Annotated in this window: 23 protein-coding genes and 1 pseudogene; 15 read left to right on the top strand and 9 right to left on the bottom strand. The window is 64.0% G+C overall.

Going from position 1 to position 21,632, the window contains the following annotated elements:
• Nucleotides 1-5: 5 nt before the first annotated feature.
• The 3 genes and pseudogenes from ACFSNN_RS28450 to ACFSNN_RS28440 all read right to left on the bottom strand — a co-directional run bounded on the left by ACFSNN_RS28450 (nucleotide 6) and on the right by ACFSNN_RS28440 (nucleotide 2,011).
• Entirely contained in the window at nucleotides 6-545 is a 540-nt protein-coding gene (locus ACFSNN_RS28450) for a cytochrome b (RefSeq protein ID WP_134464917.1), read from the bottom strand.
• A gap of 71 nt (nucleotides 546-616) precedes the next feature.
• Nucleotides 617-1,630 (bottom strand): annotated as a pseudogene (locus ACFSNN_RS28445) (catalase family peroxidase); the annotation flags it as partial.
• A 111-nt stretch (nucleotides 1,631-1,741) separates the two neighbouring features.
• Nucleotides 1,742-2,011 (bottom strand): DUF4148 domain-containing protein, encoded by a 270-nt coding sequence (locus ACFSNN_RS28440; protein WP_134464921.1) that lies wholly within the window; start codon nucleotides 2,009-2,011, stop codon nucleotides 1,742-1,744.
• A gap of 280 nt (nucleotides 2,012-2,291) precedes the next feature.
• Between ACFSNN_RS28440 and ACFSNN_RS28435 the strand changes: the two genes are divergently transcribed.
• The 3 genes from ACFSNN_RS28435 (at nucleotide 2,292) to ACFSNN_RS28425 (ending at nucleotide 4,506) form a co-directional block, all read left to right on the top strand.
• A complete protein-coding gene (locus tag ACFSNN_RS28435) occupies nucleotides 2,292-3,014 on the top strand; it encodes an anti-sigma factor family protein (RefSeq protein WP_134464923.1) in 723 nt (240 codons plus the stop codon).
• 149 nt (nucleotides 3,015-3,163) lie between these two features.
• On the top strand, nucleotides 3,164-3,682 hold the full coding sequence (locus tag ACFSNN_RS28430) for a sigma-70 family RNA polymerase sigma factor (RefSeq protein ID WP_012426855.1): 519 nt from the start codon (nucleotides 3,164-3,166) through the stop codon (nucleotides 3,680-3,682).
• Nucleotides 3,679-4,506, top strand: coding sequence for an anti-sigma factor family protein (locus ACFSNN_RS28425; RefSeq protein ID WP_134464925.1), 828 nt, complete (start codon nucleotides 3,679-3,681; stop codon nucleotides 4,504-4,506). Before ACFSNN_RS28430 ends, ACFSNN_RS28425 begins: the two co-directional genes overlap by 4 nt.
• A 93-nt stretch (nucleotides 4,507-4,599) precedes the next feature.
• Here ACFSNN_RS28425 and ACFSNN_RS28420 read toward each other — a convergent pair whose 3' ends face one another.
• Complete coding sequence (locus tag ACFSNN_RS28420; RefSeq protein WP_134464927.1) at nucleotides 4,600-5,556, bottom strand: AraC family transcriptional regulator; 957 nt, start codon at nucleotides 5,554-5,556, stop codon at nucleotides 4,600-4,602.
• 208 nt (nucleotides 5,557-5,764) lie between these two features.
• Between ACFSNN_RS28420 and ACFSNN_RS28415 the strand changes: the two genes are divergently transcribed.
• Together ACFSNN_RS28415 and ACFSNN_RS28410 are read left to right on the top strand one after the other, a co-directional pair.
• Nucleotides 5,765-6,682 (top strand): NmrA family NAD(P)-binding protein, encoded by a 918-nt coding sequence (locus tag ACFSNN_RS28415; protein ID WP_134464929.1) that lies wholly within the window; start codon nucleotides 5,765-5,767, stop codon nucleotides 6,680-6,682.
• A gap of 14 nt (nucleotides 6,683-6,696) precedes the next feature.
• The gene (locus ACFSNN_RS28410; protein WP_134464931.1) at nucleotides 6,697-6,903 is read left to right on the top strand and encodes a hypothetical protein; all 207 of its coding nucleotides are present in this window, start codon (nucleotides 6,697-6,699) and stop codon (nucleotides 6,901-6,903) included.
• Between the two features lie 131 nt (nucleotides 6,904-7,034).
• Here the strand turns inward: ACFSNN_RS28410 and ribA are convergent, their stop codons facing one another.
• Nucleotides 7,035-7,685 carry a GTP cyclohydrolase II gene (gene ribA / locus ACFSNN_RS28405; RefSeq protein WP_012426850.1) on the bottom strand — a complete coding sequence of 217 codons (651 nt, stop codon included), beginning with the start codon at nucleotides 7,683-7,685 and terminating at the stop codon, nucleotides 7,035-7,037.
• Nucleotides 7,686-7,957: 272 nt separating this feature from the next.
• Here ribA and ACFSNN_RS28400 point away from each other — a divergent pair, with 272 nt between their 5' ends.
• On the top strand, nucleotides 7,958-8,401 hold the full coding sequence (locus ACFSNN_RS28400; RefSeq protein WP_012426849.1) for a CBS domain-containing protein: 444 nt from the start codon (nucleotides 7,958-7,960) through the stop codon (nucleotides 8,399-8,401).
• A gap of 382 nt (nucleotides 8,402-8,783) precedes the next feature.
• Here ACFSNN_RS28400 and ACFSNN_RS28395 read toward each other — a convergent pair whose 3' ends face one another.
• Complete coding sequence (locus ACFSNN_RS28395; RefSeq protein ID WP_134464933.1) at nucleotides 8,784-9,128, bottom strand: DUF4148 domain-containing protein; 345 nt, start codon at nucleotides 9,126-9,128, stop codon at nucleotides 8,784-8,786.
• Nucleotides 9,129-9,410: 282 nt separating this feature from the next.
• Nucleotides 9,411-10,052, bottom strand: coding sequence for a DNA-3-methyladenine glycosylase (locus tag ACFSNN_RS28390; RefSeq protein WP_134464935.1), 642 nt, complete (start codon nucleotides 10,050-10,052; stop codon nucleotides 9,411-9,413).
• Nucleotides 10,053-10,468: 416 nt separating this feature from the next.
• Between ACFSNN_RS28390 and ACFSNN_RS28385 the strand changes: the two genes are divergently transcribed.
• Together ACFSNN_RS28385 and ACFSNN_RS28380 are read left to right on the top strand one after the other, a co-directional pair.
• Nucleotides 10,469-10,816 carry a BON domain-containing protein gene (locus ACFSNN_RS28385; RefSeq protein WP_134464937.1) on the top strand — a complete coding sequence of 116 codons (348 nt, stop codon included), beginning with the start codon at nucleotides 10,469-10,471 and terminating at the stop codon, nucleotides 10,814-10,816.
• A gap of 494 nt (nucleotides 10,817-11,310) precedes the next feature.
• Entirely contained in the window at nucleotides 11,311-12,393 is a 1,083-nt protein-coding gene (locus ACFSNN_RS28380; RefSeq protein WP_134464939.1) for a calcium:cation antiporter, read from the top strand.
• Nucleotides 12,394-12,445: 52 nt separating this feature from the next.
• Here the strand turns inward: ACFSNN_RS28380 and ACFSNN_RS28375 are convergent, their stop codons facing one another.
• Entirely contained in the window at nucleotides 12,446-13,339 is an 894-nt protein-coding gene (locus ACFSNN_RS28375; protein WP_134464941.1) for a LysR substrate-binding domain-containing protein, read from the bottom strand.
• Nucleotides 13,340-13,871: 532 nt separating this feature from the next.
• On the opposite strand from ACFSNN_RS28375, the gene ACFSNN_RS28370 reads away from it, so the two are divergent.
• The 7 genes from ACFSNN_RS28370 to ACFSNN_RS28340 all read left to right on the top strand — a co-directional run bounded on the left by ACFSNN_RS28370 (nucleotide 13,872) and on the right by ACFSNN_RS28340 (nucleotide 20,270).
• Nucleotides 13,872-14,966 carry an ABC transporter substrate-binding protein gene (locus ACFSNN_RS28370; RefSeq protein WP_134464943.1) on the top strand — a complete coding sequence of 365 codons (1,095 nt, stop codon included), beginning with the start codon at nucleotides 13,872-13,874 and terminating at the stop codon, nucleotides 14,964-14,966.
• Nucleotides 14,963-15,922 carry an ABC transporter permease gene (locus ACFSNN_RS28365; protein ID WP_134464945.1) on the top strand — a complete coding sequence of 320 codons (960 nt, stop codon included), beginning with the start codon at nucleotides 14,963-14,965 and terminating at the stop codon, nucleotides 15,920-15,922. Before ACFSNN_RS28370 ends, ACFSNN_RS28365 begins: the two co-directional genes overlap by 4 nt.
• Nucleotides 15,919-16,806, top strand: coding sequence for an ABC transporter permease (locus ACFSNN_RS28360; RefSeq protein ID WP_134464947.1), 888 nt, complete (start codon nucleotides 15,919-15,921; stop codon nucleotides 16,804-16,806). The genes ACFSNN_RS28365 and ACFSNN_RS28360 overlap by 4 nt, the downstream gene beginning before the upstream one ends.
• Before the next feature lie 36 nt (nucleotides 16,807-16,842).
• Nucleotides 16,843-17,916, top strand: a complete 1,074-nt coding sequence (locus ACFSNN_RS28355) for an ABC transporter ATP-binding protein (protein WP_134464949.1) — start codon at nucleotides 16,843-16,845, stop codon at nucleotides 17,914-17,916.
• 56 nt (nucleotides 17,917-17,972) lie between these two features.
• A complete protein-coding gene (locus tag ACFSNN_RS28350; RefSeq protein ID WP_134464951.1) occupies nucleotides 17,973-18,797 on the top strand; it encodes a transporter substrate-binding domain-containing protein in 825 nt (274 codons plus the stop codon).
• A gap of 67 nt (nucleotides 18,798-18,864) precedes the next feature.
• A complete protein-coding gene (locus tag ACFSNN_RS28345) occupies nucleotides 18,865-19,611 on the top strand; it encodes an amino acid ABC transporter permease (protein ID WP_134464953.1) in 747 nt (248 codons plus the stop codon).
• 2 nt (nucleotides 19,612-19,613) lie between these two features.
• Nucleotides 19,614-20,270: an amino acid ABC transporter permease gene (locus ACFSNN_RS28340; RefSeq protein ID WP_134464955.1), complete on the top strand. Its 657-nt coding sequence runs from the start codon at nucleotides 19,614-19,616 to the stop codon at nucleotides 20,268-20,270.
• A 79-nt stretch (nucleotides 20,271-20,349) separates the two neighbouring features.
• Here the strand turns inward: ACFSNN_RS28340 and ACFSNN_RS28335 are convergent, their stop codons facing one another.
• A complete protein-coding gene (locus tag ACFSNN_RS28335; RefSeq protein ID WP_134464957.1) occupies nucleotides 20,350-21,630 on the bottom strand; it encodes a cytochrome c in 1,281 nt (426 codons plus the stop codon).
• Between the last annotated feature and the right edge of the window lie 2 nt (nucleotides 21,631-21,632).

Raw genomic sequence — 21,632 nt, 5'->3', positions numbered from 1 at the left:
AAACACTAGCGCTCGCCGCGGGCCATGCTGGAAAACACGCCGTCGCGCCGGATCAGTCCATGAAACAACGCGGCCGCGAGATGCAGCAGCACGGTGGCGAACAACGCGAATGCGAACCACGTGTGCAATGCGCGCAGCAACGCGAACAGCTCGACGTTATGCGGCGCGATCGGCGGCAGATGCAGCGGACCGTAGAGCGTGACCGGATAACCGGCGGCGGACAGCATCGCCCAACCGATCAACGGCATGGCCGCCATCAACGCATACAGCACCAGATGCGAGGCCTTCGCCGCGAAGCGCTGCGGCGCGGGCATATCGTCGGGCAACGGCGGGCTGCCGCGTGTGATGCGCACGCCCATGCGCAGCACCACCAGCAGCAGCAACGCAATGCCGAGCGGCCGGTGAATCGCGATCAGCGTGTCGTGCGCGCGCGAGACGGTGGCGACCATGCCCACGCCGATGAACAGCATCGCGATGATCAAAGGCGCCATCGTCCAGTGCAACAGGCGCGCGAGCGGACTGAAATGGGTGCGCGTCGGTCTCATGAGTGATCTCCGTTTGGCTGGGTTTGATGAAGCGCGGGGTGCAGGGCTTCCTCGCGCGTGCGGCGCTTTTACGACAGCGCATAGGCCGCCGAACGCGCGGCGAGCAAGGGATCGTCCGACGGCGCGATGCCCGCGGGCAGGATCGTCGGATCGAAGTTGACGTCGCGGCACGTGCCGTTTGCCCGCGACGTCGTGTGATCGATTACGAGCGTGCCCGCGTCGATATGCTGACGATCGTCGGGCCATTGCAGCGTGGCGTCGTTGGTCGGGTCGCCGGGCATCGCAACCGTCAGGATCAGATGCCAACGCAGAGGTCCGTTCTGCAGGCGCTGATCGAGGTCGGCTGCGAGGAAATTCTTCTCGGCTTTTTCGGCATCCGTGATCGGCGCATACGGCGTTTCGGGCACCATCGCCCAGCGCACCGCGCGCGTGTTGCCGGCGCCGTCGGTAAAACGAAACGCGTTGATGCTGTAGTACGCGGCATTCGCCAGACTAGACGAAGGCGGATGCGCCTTCACCCATGCCTGAAACGGCTGGGTCTCGGGATTCGCGGCGTAGAACGCCTTGAGTCTGGCCGGGTCCGGTTTGCCGGTCGCCGGGTCGGGCTTCGCCGCATTCAGTTGCTGATAGAACTGCTCGGGCGTGTGCACCGCGAACACCGGCGTCGAATTCATGCCGGTGCGCCACTGCTCGCCGTTTTGCAACTGGAACAGCAACGCGAGACTGCGTACCGGCGAACTCGTATCCGGCGCGGAAGGATTGCCGCCGGGCACCGCGAAGCGTCCCGTGACCGGCGTGCGGCCGGCCGCGAACACCGCCGCGCTCGAGAGCGCCGCGCCCTCGCCGTTGCTGTCGAAATAACCTTCGATGCACAGACCCTTCGCATGATTGCGCCGATAACCGGGATGCTGACCCGCCACGGCTTCGAAGGTGTCGATGATGCGCGGTGCGGTGAGACGCGCCGGCGTCAGCCAGCCTGCCGTGTAAGCGAAGCCGCCGGCGAGCACCAGCACGGCCGCGCCGATCACGGCAAGTCGGCAAGGCACGCAGGCAGGCGCCGGATTGGGAACGGATGGTTTTGCCACGAAAACTCCTCTGTCGGATAGATGCGCTTACCGGGCAAACACACGATGCAGCGATCTATTCCATTCGATATCCGGCGCGCCCGTTCCGGTTGCGCGCCGGGTATCGCCACTTCAATTGACGCTGCCTGCCTGCGCGTCGTGGCTTGCGACGCGGTTGGTGGCCGCCGCGTCTTTGGCGAGTGCTTCCTTGTGCTGCGCGACCTGCTGCGCGAATACCGGGCTCACGTCGGGATACGACGCATCGGTGACGTAATTCAGGCCGTTCTGCTGGGCCTGAATCAATTCCTGGTACACCTCAGCACGCGTCTTGCCTTGCGCGAAAGCGCTCGACGAAGCAGCGAGAACAACGACGGACAATGCGGCGAAAGCGATCTTCTTCATGATGAACTCCAATGAGTTTTGTGCGGGTTTGCATGAGGGAGAACCACGGGTCCGCGGCTTTTATTCCTGCCTCGAAGCGAGAGAAAAAACATATTCGAAAGCGGGAATAAACGGATGCGCAACCGGGTTAGCTCGCGCGTGAGCGGCGCGGTGATGGTTGCGTCAAAGTGCGCTCGCGCGCGGCCGGCAAGCGTAAAAATTGGCGTGCGAACATATGGAATAAACTGGGGTGTGTGCGTGTTCGCCCATCGACAGCCGAACTCCGACGCACGCCGACACCATGACCACTGACGCCCCTTCCGATTCGCCGCTTTCCGAAGCGGATATTCAGGCCTACGCCGACGGCACGCTGACGCCGGAGCGCGCCGCGTTTTTGCGGGAATATCTGGGCAAGGATCCGGCGGAGGCGCGCCGCGTGGCGTTTTACGGCAGGCTGAACGCGCAGATCCAGCAGGCTTTTCAAACAACTGACGAACCCGCGCCAGGCCGCGTTACCGGGTGGCGCCGTGCAATCGGGCGCATCGGCATGTCAAAACGCACGCGCAAGTGGCTCAACGCGCTGGCGGCGCTCGCGCTGACCTTGGCGGTGGCAAGCGGCTGGCTCGCCGCTACCCAGGTGTCCGCCCAGGCGTTGAACAACGCCGCGGTGATGGCGCTCGCGGAAAGTGCCGCCGGCCAGGTTTCGGCTGCATCGCCCACGCGCGTCGATGCGTCCGCGCCGAATCTCTCGGCGATCGGCTTGCGCCTCGTGGACCGACGCGTGGTGGCGCTGGGTCCGCTGCAGCGGGTCAGCGAATTCATCTATCTGAACGGCGACAATCAACCGGTCGTGCTGCTGTCGGCTTTGGCGCTGTTCGCGCCGGCGCAGCCGCAGTGGTCCGCGAGACGCATCGGCGAGATTCGCCTGTTGCTGTGGACCGCGCAGCGGCAGCGATTCGTGGTCGCCGGCGACGCCCGCACGCACGGCCTGATGCGTGCCGCCGACGCAATGACCATGCGATAACGACGTGATGAATACAGCACGCGATTCACGACCTCGGACACTGCGGCGGAATAAAGTGCGAGTAACCGTGTTCACATCTCAAATGCGTCTTTTCGCGCGGCAGGAGCACGCCGGCCTGCCTGCGGAAAACCCCACGATTGGGATAAAAAATGGATGTCCGTGACGAGTTGATGGAGCATGTGCCGCGATTACGGCGCTATGCGCGAGCGCTGATCAACAATCGCGACCTCGCCGACGACCTGGTGCAGGACACGCTCGAGCGCGCGCTCGGCCGCACCGGCATGTTCCAGCCGGGCACCGACCTGCGCGCGTGGCTGTTTACGATCATGCACAACGTGTTCGCCAATCAGGCGCGCAAGGCTTCCGCGCGCGCCGTCCACGTAGCGGTCGACGACGAAAGCGTGTCCGAGAGCGAATTCGCCGTGCCCTCCGAGCAGACCCGCTCGCTGGAAATGCGCGACCTCGACTACGCGTTGCAGCGCCTGCCCATGGAGCAGCGCGAAGTCGTACTGCTGGTGGGCCTCGAGGAAATGAGCTATGCCGACGTGGCGCTTGCGCTGAACATTCCGCTCGGCACGGTGATGTCGCGGCTGTCGCGCGGACGCGAACGCTTGCGGGCGTTGATGGCGGGCACGCAGCCCGGCGCAAAATTACAGGTGGTGCGATGAGTGACCAGACTATGCCGATCGGCGAAGAAGACCTGCATGCATACGTGGACGGCACGCTGTCCGACGAACGCCGTGCCGATGTGGAGCGCGCGCTCGAACAGAATCCCGAGCTGGCCGCGCGCGTCAGCGATTATTTTTCGCTGAACAGCATGTTCCATGAGCGCTACGACCGCGTGCTGAACGAGCCCGTGCCGAAGCGCCTGCAGGCGCCCGCCCCGCGCCGCTGGCGGATTGCCGCCAACTGGCCGCAATTCGCCGGGATGGCGGCGGCGCTGGTGATGGGCGTGGGCATCGGCGTGGGCACGCATATGGGACAGGACGTGATCGCGCCGGTCGCGGGCGGCCACTCGGACACGCGCCCTGTCAGCGCGGACAGCTCGGAAATGTTCGCGCGGCAGGCGGCCGTGGCGCATGTGGTCTACATGCCCGCCGTCGACCGGCCAACCGAGCTGAGCACCGGCGACCACGAGCAGGACTTCGTGCAGTGGCTCGCCAACCGGCTCGGCACCAACGTGCATCCGCCGATTCTCTCGAAGAGCGGCTTCAATCTCTCGGGCGGGCGTCTGCTGCCGGGCGCCGATGGGCCGACCGCGCAGTTCATGTATCGCGGGCCGAACGGCGAGCGGGTCACGCTGTGCATTTCGCGTCGTCAGCAGAATTCGAACACGACGGCGTTCAAGCTGTATCAGGACGGTCCGGTGAACGTGTTCTACTGGATCGACGGCGACTTTGGCTATGCGGTGTCGGGAGGCATCGAGCGCAAGGAGCTGCTGCAACTTTCACATGACGTGTATTCGCAGTTGACGGGCGCGGCGCCGGGTTGATCGCGGGGCTGCGGGATTGCGATTTGCGTTTCAGCTTGCGGGCACGCGGCCTCGAACGAGGTGAGGCCGCGTGCATCGCCTGGTTTCGTGGCTTTATCGCTGTATGGCGATGCCGCGGACCTGGTTCGAATCGAACTCGACAATATTGCCCGCATTCGCGCCTGATCTGATCAGCTCGCGCGGCGTCACGCCCAACAGGCGGCCCATCCAATGCGCCATGTGACTCTGATGCGCGAAGCCCGTATCGAGCGCAATCTGACTCGCGTTGAGCTTGCCCTGCAGCAGCAGCGTTCGCGCGCGCTCCACGCGCCGCTGCACCACGTACTGATGCACCGGCATGCCGAGCGTCTCGCGAAACAGCACCTTGAAATGCGGCACGCTCAACTCGACGAGCGCGGCCAGTTCGCTTAGCGTGAGACGCTGGTCGAGATGCGCCTCGATGAACTCGATCACGCGCGCGGCCGTTTTCGGCGCGAGCGTGCGCCGCTTGTTCTCGAGCGTCGGCGCACCGCCGATCAGGCGCACCACCATCGCCGTACACAGGCTTTCGGCGTAGAGCGGATCGGATGTCTCGTCCGCTTCGAGTTCGGCGCGCAAGGCCCAGGCGAGATGCTGGAAGCGCGGATCGCGCATCTGGAATTGCGGACGCAATTGCGCATCGCCCGATTTCAACGAGAGTTGCTCGACGGTCCGCTGCGCGAACGCCTCGCTGATCCACACGCTGAAAATCGTGCACGCGGCCTCGTCGCTCCACTGCCCGTCGAGTCCGGCGGGAATCACGTCGGCGTCGCCATGCGCCTGGATTCGCGAGTGGCGGCGCTCGTTGCACAGGCAGCGCGCCCTGACCGGTGCGCCGACATGCACGCCCACCCGGTGATACTTGAACGCGGGAATACGATGCAGCCCGGCCGACACGTTGACCAGTTCCGCGCCGAAGCCCTGCCAGCCGAGCAATCCGCTCGAGCGCAACGTGAGGCGGGAACCGCTATGCGGCAGCGGTTGCGGAAGCGGTTTCGGTTGCCCGGCCGGTATCGGTGTCACTGCATTCATTGCTTCCCTCGTGGATGACGGCAAGTGAGTCTGCATTGTGCGGCGTTTTGCGCGGCTTCGCTCGACTCTACGTGATTCAACGTTTTCGCTGCGACGCGGCAAGTGAAAAACCGTCATCCAAATCTGCGCGGCGCGATCCTTGCCCGCGCGTTTTCGCGCCGCTGCGTCTCTATGATGAGGTCGTACCGAGTCAACCAGGGAGTGCAACGTGTTCGTGATTTTTGGAGCTGCCGGCAATGTCGGCAAAGTAAGCGCGGCGGCATTGCGCCGGGCGGGCCGCCATGTGCGCGCGGTCGTCCGTGATAGGCAACAGGGCGAATTCCTCGCCGGGCTCGGCTGCGAGATCGTCGTCGCCGATCTGCTCGACGCCGCGACCGTGGCGCGAGCCATCGAAGGCGCGCATGCGGTGCAGCTGCTCTGTCCGTTGCCGAACGGGCACGCCGATCCCGCGCAGCCGATGCGCCGCATGATCGACGTGAGCGTCGCCGCGCTGCGTGCCGATCCGCCGCCGCGCCTCCTCGCGCTCTCGGACTACGGCGCGGAACATGCTGCCGGCACCGGCATCACCACGCTGTTTCACGAGCTTGAAACGCAGCTGCGAACCGTCGATTCTCAGTTGACGTTTCTACGCGCCGCCGAACATATGCACAACTGGGCGCGCGTGCTGCCGGTCGCGCTCGCGAGCGGCGCGCTGCCGAGTTTGCATCATCCGTTGAGCAAGCGCTTTCCGACTGTCGCCGCGCAGGACGTGGGCGTGCTCGCCGCCGAGTTGCTGCTCGACGATGGCGCGCGGCCGGCCTCGCCGCGCGTGGTGAGCATAGAAAGCGACGAGCGTGTCAGCGCATTGGACGTGGCGCGCACGATCGGCGAACTGGCGGGCCGTGCCGTCGTGGCACGCGAAGTGCCACGTGGCGAATGGGCCGCGATGCTGCAAGGCGCGGGGCTTGGTGTTCACCATGCGCGTTTGATCACCGATCTCTACGATGCGCACAACGCGGGCCGTATCGATGTCGAAGCGGACATTAGCGAACGGCGCTTCGGCGCGACGACGTTAGCTGAAGTAATCGCGGCGCTTCTGCCGCGCGTGGCCACGGCTGCGGCGACTGCCACCGGCACCGCTCGATAAACAGGAGAGGCCGCATGCACACCTGCCCTTTGCTGCGCGCATCGATCGACTCGCGCAAGGTCGCGCCTGAACAGCGTCGAGCGCAGTCCACACGCACGAGCACGCACTCGCACCGCTGGCTGGCGATATCGGCAAGTCTCGCGGCATGGCTAGGCTGGCGCGCGCTGCGGGACGTGCTCAACGCCATCCCCGACAGCAACGACGACTTCAGCCTGTTCTGACCGACCGCGCTTTAATCCACGGAAGGCGCAAAGCAAAACGCCCGGCATGCCGGGCGCAACATATCGACGAATCCGCCGCCACAGCACCGCCCGCCATGCAGCACACACGGCGGCCGATGCGTGCGCGTGGCTTATTCGTTTTCGTCGAAGTAGTGACCGAACTTCACCTGCTTGGTGCGGATATAGCGCTCGTTTTCCTCGCGCATTGGAATCGCCAGCGCGACCCGCTCGCACACCGGAATGCCGTGCTTGGACAGCGTGTCGAACTTCTCCGGATTGTTGCTCATCAGACGCACCGACGTCACCTTCAGCGTGCGCAGAATGCCGGCGGCCGAATCGTATTCGCGCGAGTCGTCCGGCAAGCCGAGATCGAGATTGGCCTCGACCGTGTCGCGCCCCTGCTCCTGCAGCGCATACGCGCGAATCTTGTTCGACAGGCCGATGCCGCGCCCCTCGTGGCCGCGCAGGTACAGCAGCACGCCGCAGCCTTCCGCCGCGATATAGCGCAGCGCGAGGTCGAGTTGCTCGCCGCAATCGCAGCGGTACGAGCCGAGCACGTCGCCGGTGAGACATTCGGAATGCAGGCGCGTCAATACGGACGACTGGTTGGCGACGTCGCCCATCACGAGCGCGAGATGTTCGGCGCCGCTTTCGCATACGCGGAACACGTAGGAAGTGAACGTGCCGTAGCGCGTGGGAAGCGTGGCGGTGGCGTCGAGAATGACGCATTCGCCGTTGGTTGCGCCGTCTACTGCGGGCGACGGATCGTGAGACGTGAGCATGGCGTTAGACAATGGTGCTGACATGAACCCGATCAAACCGGGAATAAGGTACGGACTGGGAGTTTACCGCTAATCGGCGTCCCGCACCCGTATGCCCTTGCATGCGGCACGGAACCGCTGTCGCGACGCGGCGCTACCCGAGTTAAACGTCCGGCGCGCCACAGGTATTCCCGAAGTACCCCGGTGCCGCGCGTCACGCCTATACTGGAATCGCCTGTCCCTCACGACAGCGCGCCGCGCCGGCGTGCTGCACTGCGAAACGGAGCCGCTCCATGACAAGCGTTGCACAGCTTCTTAAAACGAAACCGAACAACACCACCGTTTTTACTGTCGGGGCCGACGACTCAGTCTATGAGGCAATCAAGCTGATGGCCGAAAAAGGCATCGGCGCGCTGGTCGTGACAGACGGCGACAGCATCGCCGGCATCGTCACGGAGCGCGACTACGCGCGCAAGGTCGTGCTGATGGACCGTTCGTCCAAGGCCACGCCGGTGCGCGACATCATGAGCAAGGCGGTGCGCTTCGTGCGTCCCGATCAGACCACCGACGACTGCATGGCCCTCATGACGGAACGGCGCATGCGCCACTTGCCGGTGATCGAAAATGACCGGCTGGTCGGCATGGTATCGATCGGCGACCTGGTGAAGAACATCATCGCCGAACAGCAGTTCACCATTCAGCAACTCGAGTTCTATATTCACGGCGAGCGGCCCTGACGGAAGGCGCACGGCGCACGCCGCTGGACCGGACGCGCAAAAAAAGCCCAATCGGTCAAACGGTTGGGCGAAGCTACCTTGCGGCAGCGGAGGTTTCTTGACTGGTGCGCCGCTCGCGCGGCACGGCGGTCTTTTGGCGCTCGCAGCACTGTTAGCACATTGCGCGCTCAACCGATTCAACGTTTGCAACCGTACGCGTCATGACTGGACGCGCATGTTGTTCTCAACTTCAGACCGCTTGCTGCGGTTTCCATTTCAATTCGCAGGCAGCGCAACGTTTGTGGAAGCGCGGTTCGACTGATCCGCGTGGCTCCGTGTCGTTCCGTGCTTCGCCGGGCAAGCCAGCCGCTAAGCGCCGAATCCGCTTGCCCGGCTACCTCGCTTAATTACCGAAGTAGACCGACTTCGGGCCCGACATTGGCTGAACCACGCCGCCGGCTTGCGACGAACCACTCACCGCGCCACCGTAACCGCTGGTATCGGCAACCGGCTCCTGCGCCTGCGCAACGGCCGGGTTTTGCGCCTCAACGCGCTGTTCGGCAGCCTGGATGTCCGACGGGTAAGTCGGATCGTTCGACGCCGCCGGGTTATACCCCGCCTGTTCCACCCGGATCAGATCGGCGCGAACATCCGCGCGGGTCACGGGCTGCTGGCTCGACTGAGCGAACGAAGCGATCGGAGCGGCGAGAACGGCTGCAATGGCAACTGCCTTGATGAGCGATTTCATGATGATTTACCTCCAGACCTGGTTTTATTTGCGACGCTTGCCACACCATGTGACAAGCGGGTGAATTTAGTCTAGTCATCACGTCGCCAAGGGAAAACCCTTGATTAAGAGATAGATAATTGTTGGAATCGCAAGAATGGTCCGGAAATTACCGTAGGCTCGCATTCAAATCGCATCTTTGGCGTAATAATTGTCGGGAACGTAACCCTTTGTGTCTGAAGTTTCAAAAATACGTCTGATCTGAGCGTGTTCTGCCGTCAGACGCAGGATTGCCGGGCAAATTTACGCCCGCTTCGGCGCACCGGACTGGGGCGTCACCAGAAGCTTGCGCGGCCCGCTGACAAACGCGCTGCCGGGTTCGAAAAATCTGAGCGGTTGATGCATTTCGCGCGACAAGCCAATGCGCGTTGTCACACCGACCGGCACCTCGCCCCGCTCGCTGACGCCGATCCACAAACCCTGCCCCGAGCACAGATCCCAGCCGTCGAACGACGGTCCGACGCCGAACGCCATCGTGAGCCGGCCGGGGCCGCGCGCGAGGTCGCGCAACGGCACGCCGGGGCGCCGCGCTTCGATCAGCGGCAGGCCTTCGAGCGGTTCGATCGCGCGCAACAGAATGCCGGCGCCGACTTCCTCGGCTTCGGCGGACATATTGAGCATGTACGACAGCCCATAGGTCAACCGCACATACGCGTGACCCGGCGCGAGAAACATCGAGCCGTTATGCGGCCGGCGGCCCATGAATGCATGACTCGTCGAATCGCCGAGCGGATACGCCTCGGTCTCGACGATGCGTCCGCTCATGCGGCCTTCGGGCAGATCGTGCACGAGGTATTTGCCGATCATGAAGCGCGCGAGTTCGACGGTATCGAGCGGCAAATCGTCACGAACCAATGGCAGGATGGGGAGTTGATGTTTCCGCATGCGTCAGGCCTTATTTTTAAAGCGCATGGTGTGGGGCTTAAGAAAAAATGCGAACGGCATGAAAAGGCATGCAATGGGGCCGTCGCGCGAGCCGTGAACGGTGCAATGCGCGCATCGGTTCCAGCGATTGAACGCCATCGGTCAGTTCTCATCGGCCCATTCGTTGTACCAAAACCTCACTTCTGTGCAGCGCTGCCATCACCATGGCACTAATTGGAGTATCGTGTGTTTCCGGCCTGCAGCACAGCCTTTGCCGGCTCGCGTGTGTTTCGGCCCGCCCGAATCAACATACAGATGGATAGCATTCGCACGATCCGCAGCACCGTTCCATTCAGTTTTGATCCCGATGTACCCGCTGGTGTAGCGCACTGCCTCATTCGGGGGCGGTTGTACCCATGACAATAGGAGAGAGTTGAATGAAAGCATTCCCGGCAATCAAGATGATCGGCGGCGCGCTGATCGTTCTCGCGTCCCTCAACGCATATGCACAGAGCAGCGATGCAGCCCCGGCAGCGGCAGCGCCGACGGCCAAGCAGACCAAAGCGACCGACCGCGCTTTGGGACGCAAGGTCCGCTCGGCCCTGTCGAAGACGAAAGGCCTGAGCGTGGCGAACATCACCGTGCGCGCACGTGGCGGCGCAGTGACGCTGGCCGGCTCCGTGCCCGAACAACCGCAAGTCGATCTGGCCACCCAGACGGCACAAGGCGTGGCAGGCGTGACGTCGGTCAAGAACGCGCTGACGATTCGTCCGGTCGGCCAGTAATCGAGTGAACCTGCTGTAGCAATATAGCCGGACGCCAATGCCTTCTCGCAAGGCATTGGCGTTACCGGAGCGGATTCGAGCAGTTCGCTGGGCGCCGCGCACCCGTAGTATGCTCGGCACACCGAGATTCGCCCTGCATCCCGCATCTAACCGGCGGAACTCAATGCATACCGGTCGCCTTCGCCGCCGCGCATTATCCACGCACCTGCGACGCACCAGCCACGCCCGCCACGCGTTATCCGCGCAATTCTGCGTGACCCGATCCCTTTCTCCAGCAGTCGCCGTTTGCGCTACAGCATGCCGGACGCACGCCGTCGTCATGCGCCCCTGAGAATCGACATAGCCTCGCACACGAACAACTATCCTTTATAATTTAAAGCGTTAGAGCGTGTTGTTTAGAAGATGCATGAACCTGCGCGCTCGCTTGGAGCCAGGGCGGATGCCATCCGCGTCCCCGCCGGGCCATTCACGACAAGCATGAAAAGGAAGCCCGAATGACCACGCCCGCGATCGTTCTGCCCCGCTGGACCATTGCAGTGCCGTTCCTTGCGTGGATCGTGCTCGGTATCGGGTATGCCATGCCGGACAGCGGGCTGCTGCTCGTGCTGGTCGGCGTCGCGCTGTGCGCGGCGGTCTTCACCGCCGTGCACCATGCGGAAGTGGTCGCGCATCGCGTCGGTGAGCCATTCGGCACGTTGGTGCTGGCGGTGGCTGTCACCGTGATCGAGGTCGCACTGATCGTCTCGGTCATGCTCACGTCCGGTCCGGAAAAGGCAGGCCTCGCGCGCGACACGGTTTTCGCCGCGGTGATGATCGTTTGCAACGGCATTGTCGGCATTTGCCTGCTGGTCGGCGGCATTCGCCATCGCGAGCAGGATTTCCAGAGTCGCGGCGCCGCTGCGGCGCTGGCCGTGCTCGCATCGCTCTCCGTGCTGACGCTGGTCATGCCGAACTACACGACCACCAGCGTTGGACCGATCCTGTCGTCTTCACAACTGGCGTTTGCCGGGGTGTCGTCGCTGGTGCTGTACGGCGTGTTCGTGTTCGTGCAAACCGTTCGCCATCGCGATTACTTCCTGGCCGCCACGCCGGATGAGGACGTCCACGCCGCGCCGCCGAGCGCCCGTCAGGCGCTGGCGGCCGGCGGTTTGCTGCTGGTATGCCTAGTCGCGGTGGTGTTGCTTGCGAAGGTGCTTTCGCCGGTGGTCGAAACCGCGGTCGAGAATGCGGGTGCGCCGCCGGCGGTGGTCGGCATTATCATTGCCGCGCTCGTGCTGTTGCCTGAAGGGCTGGCCGCGGTGCGCGCGGCGCGCGCCGACCGCTTGCAGAACAGCCTGAATCTCGCGCTCGGCTCGGCGCTGGCCAGTATCGGGCTGACGATCCCGACGGTCGCCTGCGTGTTTTTGTATACCGGCCAGCCGCTGGTGTTGGGCATCGACGGCAAGGAGACCGTGCTGCTCGTCCTCACGCTGATCGTCGGCACGCTTACGCTCAGCTCCGGCCGCACGACGATTCTTCAGGGCGCCGTGCATTTGTCGCTGTTCGCGGCGTATCTGTTTCTGTCGTTCGCGCCTTGAGCCTGCGGACCTGATCCATAAACAGGAGCCCCAAGCCGCCCAGACGGCGCGCCTACTCTTCCCAATGCGCCGCGATCCAGTCGCGGAACAGATTCAGCTTCTGCTGATGCGCAACCGAGTCCGGATAAACGAAGTAATAGCGCCAACCGGTCTTGAGCACCGTATCGAACGGGCGCACGAGACGCTTGGCCGCCACGTCCTCGTCGATCAGCGCGAGGTCGCTGATCGCCACACCGAAACCCTGTAGCGCGGCATTGGTCGCCATATCCAGCGTATCGAAGCTCGGGCCGTGTTCGGCGTCGATCGCCGCGGCGTTCGCGGCATCGATCTCGGTTACTTTGGCGAGCCACATCTTCCAGTCGCGATGATCGCGCGTGGGGTGCAGCAGCGTATGACGCGCGAGGTCGGCCACTTCGGCGAGCGGCTTGTCCTTCAGAAGATCGGGCGCGCACACCGGCGTCAGACGCTCCTCGAACAACGGCACCGCCTGCACGCCCGCCCCCGGCGACGAACCGTAGATGATCGCGGCGTCGAACGGTTCGAGCTGGAAATCGACCTCGTGCTGCCACGTGGTCGTGATCTGCACGTGCAGTTCGGGATATTCGGCCTGAAAGCGCATGATCTTCGGCAACATCCAGCGCATGACACAGGTCGGCACTTTCAACGCGAGATCGGTGCGCTGCCGGGTGAGGCGCAGCGAAATTTCCTCGATGCGCGCGAAGCTCTCCTTCACGGCCGGCAGCAACAATTCCCCTTCGGCGGTGAGCGTCAGGCCTTTCGCATGGCGCTTGAAGAGCGGAAACTTGTAGTAATCCTCGAGCGCGATGATTTGCCGGCTGACCGCGCCCTGTGTCAGGCATAAATGATCGGCGGCACGCGTGAAGCTGCGATGCCGCGCCACGGTTTCGAAAATCTGCAGAGCGTTGAGCGGCGGTAGGCGTCGCATCGTGAGTGTCCAGTACGATCAGGAAAAGTCATTACGCGGGCGTGGCGGCGCGGCTCGTTGCGGCCGCCGGAACGCCACGCCCGAGCCTACAGGATACGCGATCACAAATTTCCGCACGACAGGCGTGCAATGTGGCCTCATGCATTCGGCTCATGCCGCCGCCAAACTTGGCGATGCGGCAAGCCACAATGCACCGGCATAGGGCAAAACGCGTCCACCATCGCACCAGAACCGAGCTTTCCTCATACCTCCGCGAGGGCGGAAAGTGTCCGCGAAACATGGACGTTAACCCGCATGCGCTACTGCCTCGGCGCTCCCGCCGTCCGACGGCCTTGCGCCGCGGCAATCGCGAAACAGCCGCCGCATGAGTTTGTGTCATGCCGTCCATGCGCATATTTCGTTTGTTGAGGGATTTTGGCAAACCTAGAGTGCTTCAACACGCAGCGCGGGCAGACAACGCCAATCAGCGAGGCGACGGCGGCAATCACAGCGGCATCATCGGGCAACAAGGCGTTCAACACAGGAGACCGCCATGCAAGAGATCAAACGGGGTAGAAGGCAGGCCATCAAGACGCTCGGCGCCGCACTCGCGGCATCGAGCTTGCCGATGCCGTTCATCAATCTGCGCGCGCAGGAACACAACTTCAGCGGCAAGACGTTGCGCCTGTTGACCTGGTCGGACGACACCGGCGCGGCCGCGCTGCGCAATATCGCCGCCACCTTCACCGCGAAAACCGGCGCCAAAGTCATCGCCGACCGCGCCGACGGCACCTCCGGCATGGTCGCGAAGGTCAAGGCCGCGGGCGACCGCCCGACCTACGACGTCATCACCCTGGCCGGCGTCGGTGCCTCCGGTCTCGGCGACGCAGGTCTGCTGATGAAGCCCGATCTCGACAAACTGCCGAACCTGAAAGACGTCGCGCCGCAGTACCGCACGGGCGCGAACGGCTTCGGCGTCGGCTATCTGCTGTGGTCGGACGGCTTGATCTACAACACGTCGACGGTCAAGACCGCGCCCGCATCTTACGAAGCCTTGTGGGATCCCAAATACGCCGGACGCCTGTTCCTGCCGCCGCCCGAGTGGGCCGAAGCGGTCGACCTCGCGATCATCGCCGCGAAGATGAACGGCGGCTCGCAGCAGAACATCGAGCCGGGCTTCAAGAAACTGATGCAACTGAAAGATCGCGTGATGACGCTCGGCGAGAACCCGAACCAGGTGGCGGATCTGTTCCGCACCGGCTCGCTGGATATCGGCGGCATCTATTCACCGGCGTTCTTCCCCGACCAGATCCGCAAGCCCGAGTACAAGATGGGCGTGACCTACGGCATGAAAGAAGGCTTCGCCACGCAGCTGATGTTCACCGTGATCCCGAAAGCGCATCCGGGCGACAGCGATCTGATCCACGCCTTCATCAACCACTCGCTCGACGCCGGCGTGCAAGGCCGCATGGCCGCGGACGTGCTGAACGGCCCGGTGAATTCGAAAGCGGTGATTCCCGCCGAGAGCCGCGCGTTCGTGCCGAGCCCGCAGCAGATCGCCGAGAAAGCCGTGCTGCATGACGACAAGGCGCTCGCCGTGGTTCAGCCGGCGTGGATCAAGCGTTACACCGAAATCTTCGCGGCATGACGACGATGCTCGCGCGCTTCTCGCGGCGTGTTGCTTCGTCCGGGCCGGCGTCGGACGCGGCGTCGGGCGTGTCCGGTCTCGGACCGGACACGCCTGCCGCCACCGCGATGACAAAGGCGCGGCCATGGCTGCTGCTTGCGCCGATCCTGCTGTTTCTCGCCATCCTCGGCGCGGCGGCGCTGGTCGTGCTGCGTATGAGCTTCGGCACGCAAGGCAACGAGTGGCGCGGCTTCACGCTGCAAAACTACGCGGACCTGCTCGACGGCTACTTCATGAAGTCGCTGTGGCTCACCTTGAAGCTCGCGTTCCAAAGCATGATCTGCGCTGTGCTGCTGGCGATTCCGGTCGCGCTGGCCATGGCGCGCACGAAGTCGCGGCTCGCGCGGCGGCTTCTGCTGGCCGGCGTGCTGCTGCCGCTGCTCGTCAATCTGCTGCTGCAAGGCTATGGCTGGCTGATCATTCTCGGACCGGCCGGCCTGCTCAATCACGCGCTGCTCGGCAGCGGCCTCGTGCAACGTCCACTGATGTGGCTGTATCGCGAAAACGGCGTACTGCTCGGCCTGATCCAGACGGCCTTTCCGCTCGCCGTGCTGCCGCTTTCGAGCGCGATGCGCGCGGTCTCGAGTTCCTACGAAGAAGCCGCCGCCACGCTCGGCGCGACACGCTGGCAAACGCTGCGTCACGTGCTGTTGCCATTGGCGATGCCCGGCCTCGTATCCGGCGCGCTACTGGTGTTCGCCTACAACGCGAGCGCGTTCGCCGTGCCGCTGCTGCTCGGCGGACGCCGCGTGCCGATGCTCGCCGTACTGGTCCACGATCAGGTCGCGCCGTTGCTGAACTGGCCGGCGGCCTCCGCGTCGGGTGTCGTATTGATGATCGCCACGTTGACGGTGATGGCGCTGTCGCAGCGTCTCGTGCGCCGCACGCAAAAACTTGCCGAGGAGCCGCACGCATGAGCACGCCCGTTCAAACCGCTCCCTCGCGCATGCCGGGCTCGCCGCGCCCGCCACGGCTCGCGGCCGTCATGCCCGGCCAGCTCGGCAAGGCCACCGCCCTGCTCGCGGCGATCGTTCTGTTCCTCGCCGCGCTGCCGATCCTCACGATGATCACCATGTCGTTCAGCGCGGCCGACACGCTCGAATTCCCGCCACACGCCTATGGCCTGCACTGGTATCACGCCGCGTGGCACAGCTTCGTGTCGCCGGACGCGAGCGACACGCTCTCGATGGGCGCCGCCTTGCGCACGAGCCTGGTCGTCGCGCTGTCGACCATGGCGATCGCCACGCTCGTCTCGGTGCCCGCCGCTTACGCGCTGAGCCGCTACCGCTTTCGCGGCAAACCCGTGGTCGAGCAACTGGTCGCGTTGCCGCTCGTCTATCCGCTCGTCATGCTCGGCCTGTCTCTGCTGCTGGTGTTCAACGTGCTGCCGGTCGAACTCGGCGTGTTCCGCCTGATCATCGCGCACGTGATTCTGGCGCTGCCGTTCACCGTGAAAAATTGCGCGGCGTCGGTCGCCTCGATCGGCCCGGAATTCGAAGAGGCCGCCTGCGTGATGGGCGCGAGTCCCGGCCGTGCGCTCGTCGACGTGATCCTGCCGCTGATGCGCCCCGGCATTCTCGCCGGCATGCTGTTCGCGTTCATCATCTCGTTCAACGAATTTACAGTCACGTTCTTCCTCTACGGCATCGATACGATGACGCTGCCGGTGTGGCTCTACAGCCGCACGGTGTCGTCGCTCGATCCGACCGTGTTCTGTTTCGCCGTGTTCATCGTCGCGATCGACTTCGCGCTGATCTGGCTGCTCGAAAAGCTGATCGGCGACGAAGGCGTCGCCTTGTGACCCCGCGCTCATGACGCCCAACTGCTGGAGCATCCGATGACCCATTTAACGTTGCAGGCCGTGACCCGGCGTTTCGGCGCGGCGCATGCCGTGGACAATGTCGATCTGAGCGTCCCCGACGGCAAGCTGGTGTGCTTCCTCGGCCCGTCCGGCTGCGGCAAGACCACGCTGCTGCGCATGATCGCCGGGCTGGAAACGCCGACCTCGGGCAGCATCCATTTCGCCGGGCGCGACATCACGCGTCTGCCGGCCAATCAGCGTGACTTCGGCATGGTGTTTCAGTCGCTCGCGCTGTTTCCGCACATGACGGTCGCGCAAAACGTCGCGTATCCGCTGAAGCTGCGCAAGACCGCGAAAGACCAGCAGACGCGCCGCGTGGCCGAATTGCTGGAACTGATCCAGTTGCCGCACATGGCGAACCGGCCGGTTACCCAACTCTCCGGCGGCCAGCGCCAACGCGTGGCGATTGCGCGCGCGATCGCGTCGCAGCCGAAACTGCTGCTGCTCGACGAACCGCTCTCCGCGCTCGACGCCAAACTGCGCGAGGCCATGCAGGTGGAAATCCGCCTGCTGCAGCAGCGCCTCGGGATCACCACGATCATGGTCACGCACGACCAGCGCGAAGCGATGACGATGGCCGACGAAATCGTCGTGATGGAGAAAGGCCGCATCGCGCAGGTCGGCAAGCCGCTCGACATCTATCGCGATCCGGTCAGCGAGTTCGTCGCCGACTTTATCGGCCTCGGCAATATCCTGCCGGTCACCTACGACGGCGCGGGCGGCGTAAGCCTGCCGGGCGGCCGGCGCATCAGCGTCGTGCAATCGGCGCGCGTGCCGGAGTCGAGCAGCGATATCCGCCTGCTGATCCGCCCGGAAGACGTGTGCGTGAAAGCAGCGTCCGACTCGGCGGGCCCGAACCGGCTGCTGGGTACGGTGACGTTTATCCGCGACGTGGGCGCGTCGCTCGAAGCAACCATCGATTGCGCTGGCTTCACGTTGACCGCCGCCACCACACCACGCGAAACGCCGGGGCTTGCGCTCGGCATGCCGGTGCTCGCGGAATTGCCGCCGCACGCGTGCAAACTGATCGCCGCGCGCGCCGCGCATTGAGTTGCACGCCACTCGAACCCATTCCAATACCGACACTTTTCGACAGAGGACAGACCATGAACCACCGCCGCGCTACCCCAACCCGCACCCGCCGCGTGTTCGCCACACTCGCCGCGACGCTGGCCTTCACCGCCCTCGGTGCGCTGTGCGCGTTGCCGTCGGCCGCGCATGCGGACGCGCTCGACAATATCGCCAAGTCCGGCACGGTACGCATCGGCGTGTTCGAGGACTATCCGCCGTTCGGCTCGATCGGTCCGGACATGAAGCCGATGGGCTACGACATCGACGTCGCCAACCTGATCGGTAAGGCGCTCAACGCCAAGGTCGAACTCGTACAGGTGACGGGCGACAACCGCATGGCCTATCTCGCCGACCACAAGGCGGACATGCTGCTGTCAGTCGGCCAGACGCCGGAACGCGAAAAGGTGATTGACTTCTCGCAGCCGTACGCGCCGTACTACCTCGCCGTGTTCGGCCCGAAAGCCCTGCCCGTGAAGAACGCCGCCGATCTCGCCGGCAAGTCGATTTCAGTCGCGCGCGGCACGCTGGAAGATCTGAGCGTGACCAAGATCGCGCCGCCCACGGCGAACATCAAAAGATTCGACGATCCTAACGGCGCAATTTCGGCGTTTCTTTCTGGTCAGGTACAGTTGATGGTAGTCGGCAACGACGTCGGCGCCACGATTCTCGCGCGTCATCCCGCTAACGATCCCGAGCAGAAATTCTCGCTGTTCAGCTCGCCCGATCACGTCGGTTTGAACAAGAACGAGCCGCGTCTGAAGCAGAAGGTCGACGAAACGATTGCCAGGGCCCGCAAGGACGGCACCATGAACGCGATTTCGCAGAAGTGGCTGCGTGCGCCGCTGCCGGCCGACCTCTGAACCTTTTTTGCGCGGACCGCGAAGCGTGGTCCGCGCCGGAGTTTGACCTCACGATGAGCGCCACGCCATGACCTATGCGTTCGACTTCAGCGGCTTCGGCCTCTATGCGGGGATGCTCGCGCGCGGCGTCGCCGTGACCCTGGGGCTGACGGCGGTCTCGACTTTGCTCGGTGGGATCGTCGGCATTGCCGGTGCGAGCGTGGCCGTGGCGGGGCCGAAATGGGCGCGCTGGGTGGTGGCGAGTTATGTGGAGCTGATCCGCAACACGCCGTTCATCGTGCAGTTGTTCTTCGTGTTCTTCGGCTTGCCGAGCCTCGGCATTCATATCGACGAAGTGCAGGCCGCGATTCTCGCCATGACGGTCAATCTCGGCGCTTACGCCATCGAGATCGTGCGCGCCGGCATCGATTCGATTTCGCGTGGCCAGATCCAGGCGGCGCAAGCGCTCGGCCTGCACGGGCGGCAAGTGTTTCGCTTCATCGTGTTGCCGCAGGCTATCGCCAATGTGTTTCCCGCGCTGCTGAGCCAGGTGCTGATCGTCATGCTCGGCTCGGCGGTGGTCTCGCAAATTTCCGTGCCCGATCTCACCTACGCGGCCAACTTCATCCAGTCGCGCAACTTCCGCTCGTTCGAGAGCTACCTGATCATCACCGCGACGTATCTGGTGCTGTCGATCGTGTTGCGGCAAATCCTCAACCGGCTCGGCCGCGGTCTATTCGCGGGCCGTGCGGCGCGCGGTAACGAGAGCGCGCCGCGTAACTGGCGCAACCGCCTGATGTGGCGCGGCGCCCGCACCCTGCCCACGGAGCGTTGATCATGGTCGAATTCACGCTGTGGGACATTGCCCGCAATCTGTTGCTCGCCGCGCGCTGGACGGTGTTGCTGTCGCTGATCGCGTTTGTCGGCGGCGGTATCGTCGGGCTGATTCTGCTCGCGATGCGCGTGTCGCCGATCGCCTGGCTGCGGCGTATCGTCGTGCTCTATGTGGAGGTGTTTCAGGGCACGCCGCTGCTGATGCAACTCTTCCTCGCGTTTTTCGGCTTGCCGCTGCTCGGCGTCGATGTGTCGCCGTGGGTTGCCGCCACTGTCACCCTGACGCTTTACACGAGCGCGTATCTGGTCGATATCTGGCGCGGCTGTGTGGAAGCCGTGCCGCGCGGCCAGTGGTCCGCGGGCGCGAGTCTCGGCATGACGTTCGGCCAGCAGTTGCGTTACATCGTGTGGCCGCAGGCGCGCAAAATCGCGGTGGCGCCGACGGTCGGTTTTCTCGTGCAGGTGGTGAAAAGCACGGCGCTCGCGTCGATCATCGGCTTCACCGAATTGACCAAGACCGGCACCATGATCACCAACGCCGCGTTCCGTCCGTTCCCGATCTACGGCATGGTCGCGATGATTTACTTCGCGATGTGCTTCCCGCTAACCTGGTACGCGCGGGTGCTGGAGAAACGGCAGAAGGTAGGGCAACATCGTTGATGCCTGGCTCCAGCACATGAACGAAAAAACGGCAACCGTGTGAAGCGGTTGCCGTTTTTTTATTGCCAGCCTCGCAGAACTAGCGGGCCGCGTGCGTCGACTTGCGCAGCTTCGCCACGTCGCCAGCCGTCACCGCCGGCGCGCCGTTGTTCCACCCGGCGCGCACGAAAGTCAGCACATCGGCGATCTGCTGGTCGTTGAGCACCGGCGCGTACTTCGGCATCGGATACGGCGCGGGAATGCCGCCGATCACCAGGTCCTCGGTGCCGTTCAGCGTCACGTTGATCAGCGACGACGGATCCTTCTCCAGCACGTTCGGATTGCCGGACAGGGGCGCGAGCATCGGCGCGAAGCCGCGTCCATCGACACCGTGGCAGTGCATGCAGTACGCCGTATAGACGCGCGCGCCGGCATCGCTCGCGGGACGGTTCAGCGACACCTTCGTCGCCTGCGGATCGTACGTGTAAGGCGGCGCGCCGCTGCCCCCTGCCGGCGGCAGCGACTTCAGATACGTCGACATAGCGGCGATGTCGGTATCGTTCAAGCCCTGCGTGCTGTTGTTGATCACGCTGGTCATCGAACCGAATGCCGAGGCATGGCGATTCGCGCCGGTCTTCAGGAACGCCTGCAAGTCCTGATCGTTCCAGCGGCCCAGACCGACGTTGTGCTCGCCGGTGAGGTTCGCCGCGAACCAGCCGTCGAGCACGCCGCCGGTCAGGAACGCGCTGCCGCTTTCATCGAGCGCCTTTTCCTGGAACGCGATGCCACGCGGCGTATGGCACGACCCGCAATGCCCGAGCCCCTGAATCAGATATGCGCCGCGATTCCACGCCACGTCCTTGCCCGGCTTGTCCTGATAGACGCCTTTATCGAGGAACACCATGTTCCAGAACTTCAACGGCCAGCGCATGTTCAACGGCCACTTGATGTCCGGTTCGCGATTCGCCTGCTGCACCGGCGCCACGCCGCTCATGAAATACGCGTACAGCGCTTTCATGTCGTCGTCGTTGACCTTGGCATACGACGGATACGGCATCGCCGGATAGAGGTTGTGGCCGTCTTTCGCGACGCCTTCACGCATCGCCCGCGCGAAGTCTTCTTCCGTATAGCCGCCGATGCCGGTCTGCGGGTCGGGCGTGATATTGGTGGTGTAGATCTGGCCCATCGGCGTTGTCATCGGCAGGCCGCCCGCGAACGGCTTGCCCTTGGGCGCCGTATGACAGGCGACGCAATCGCCGGCCTTCGCCAGATAAGCGCCGCGTTGCACCAACGCCTGATCCGCCGCTCGCGCCGGAGTCTGCGCGAACAACGGCAGCGTCACGCACAACGCCGCGCCAAAACCCTTCAGAGTGTTTTTCATGT

This window comes from Paraburkholderia dipogonis (assembly GCF_042680985.1).
GTDB classification, from domain to species: Bacteria; Pseudomonadota; Gammaproteobacteria; order Burkholderiales; family Burkholderiaceae; genus Paraburkholderia; species Paraburkholderia phytofirmans.
This window is presented reverse-complemented; position numbering and strand designations above follow the sequence as displayed.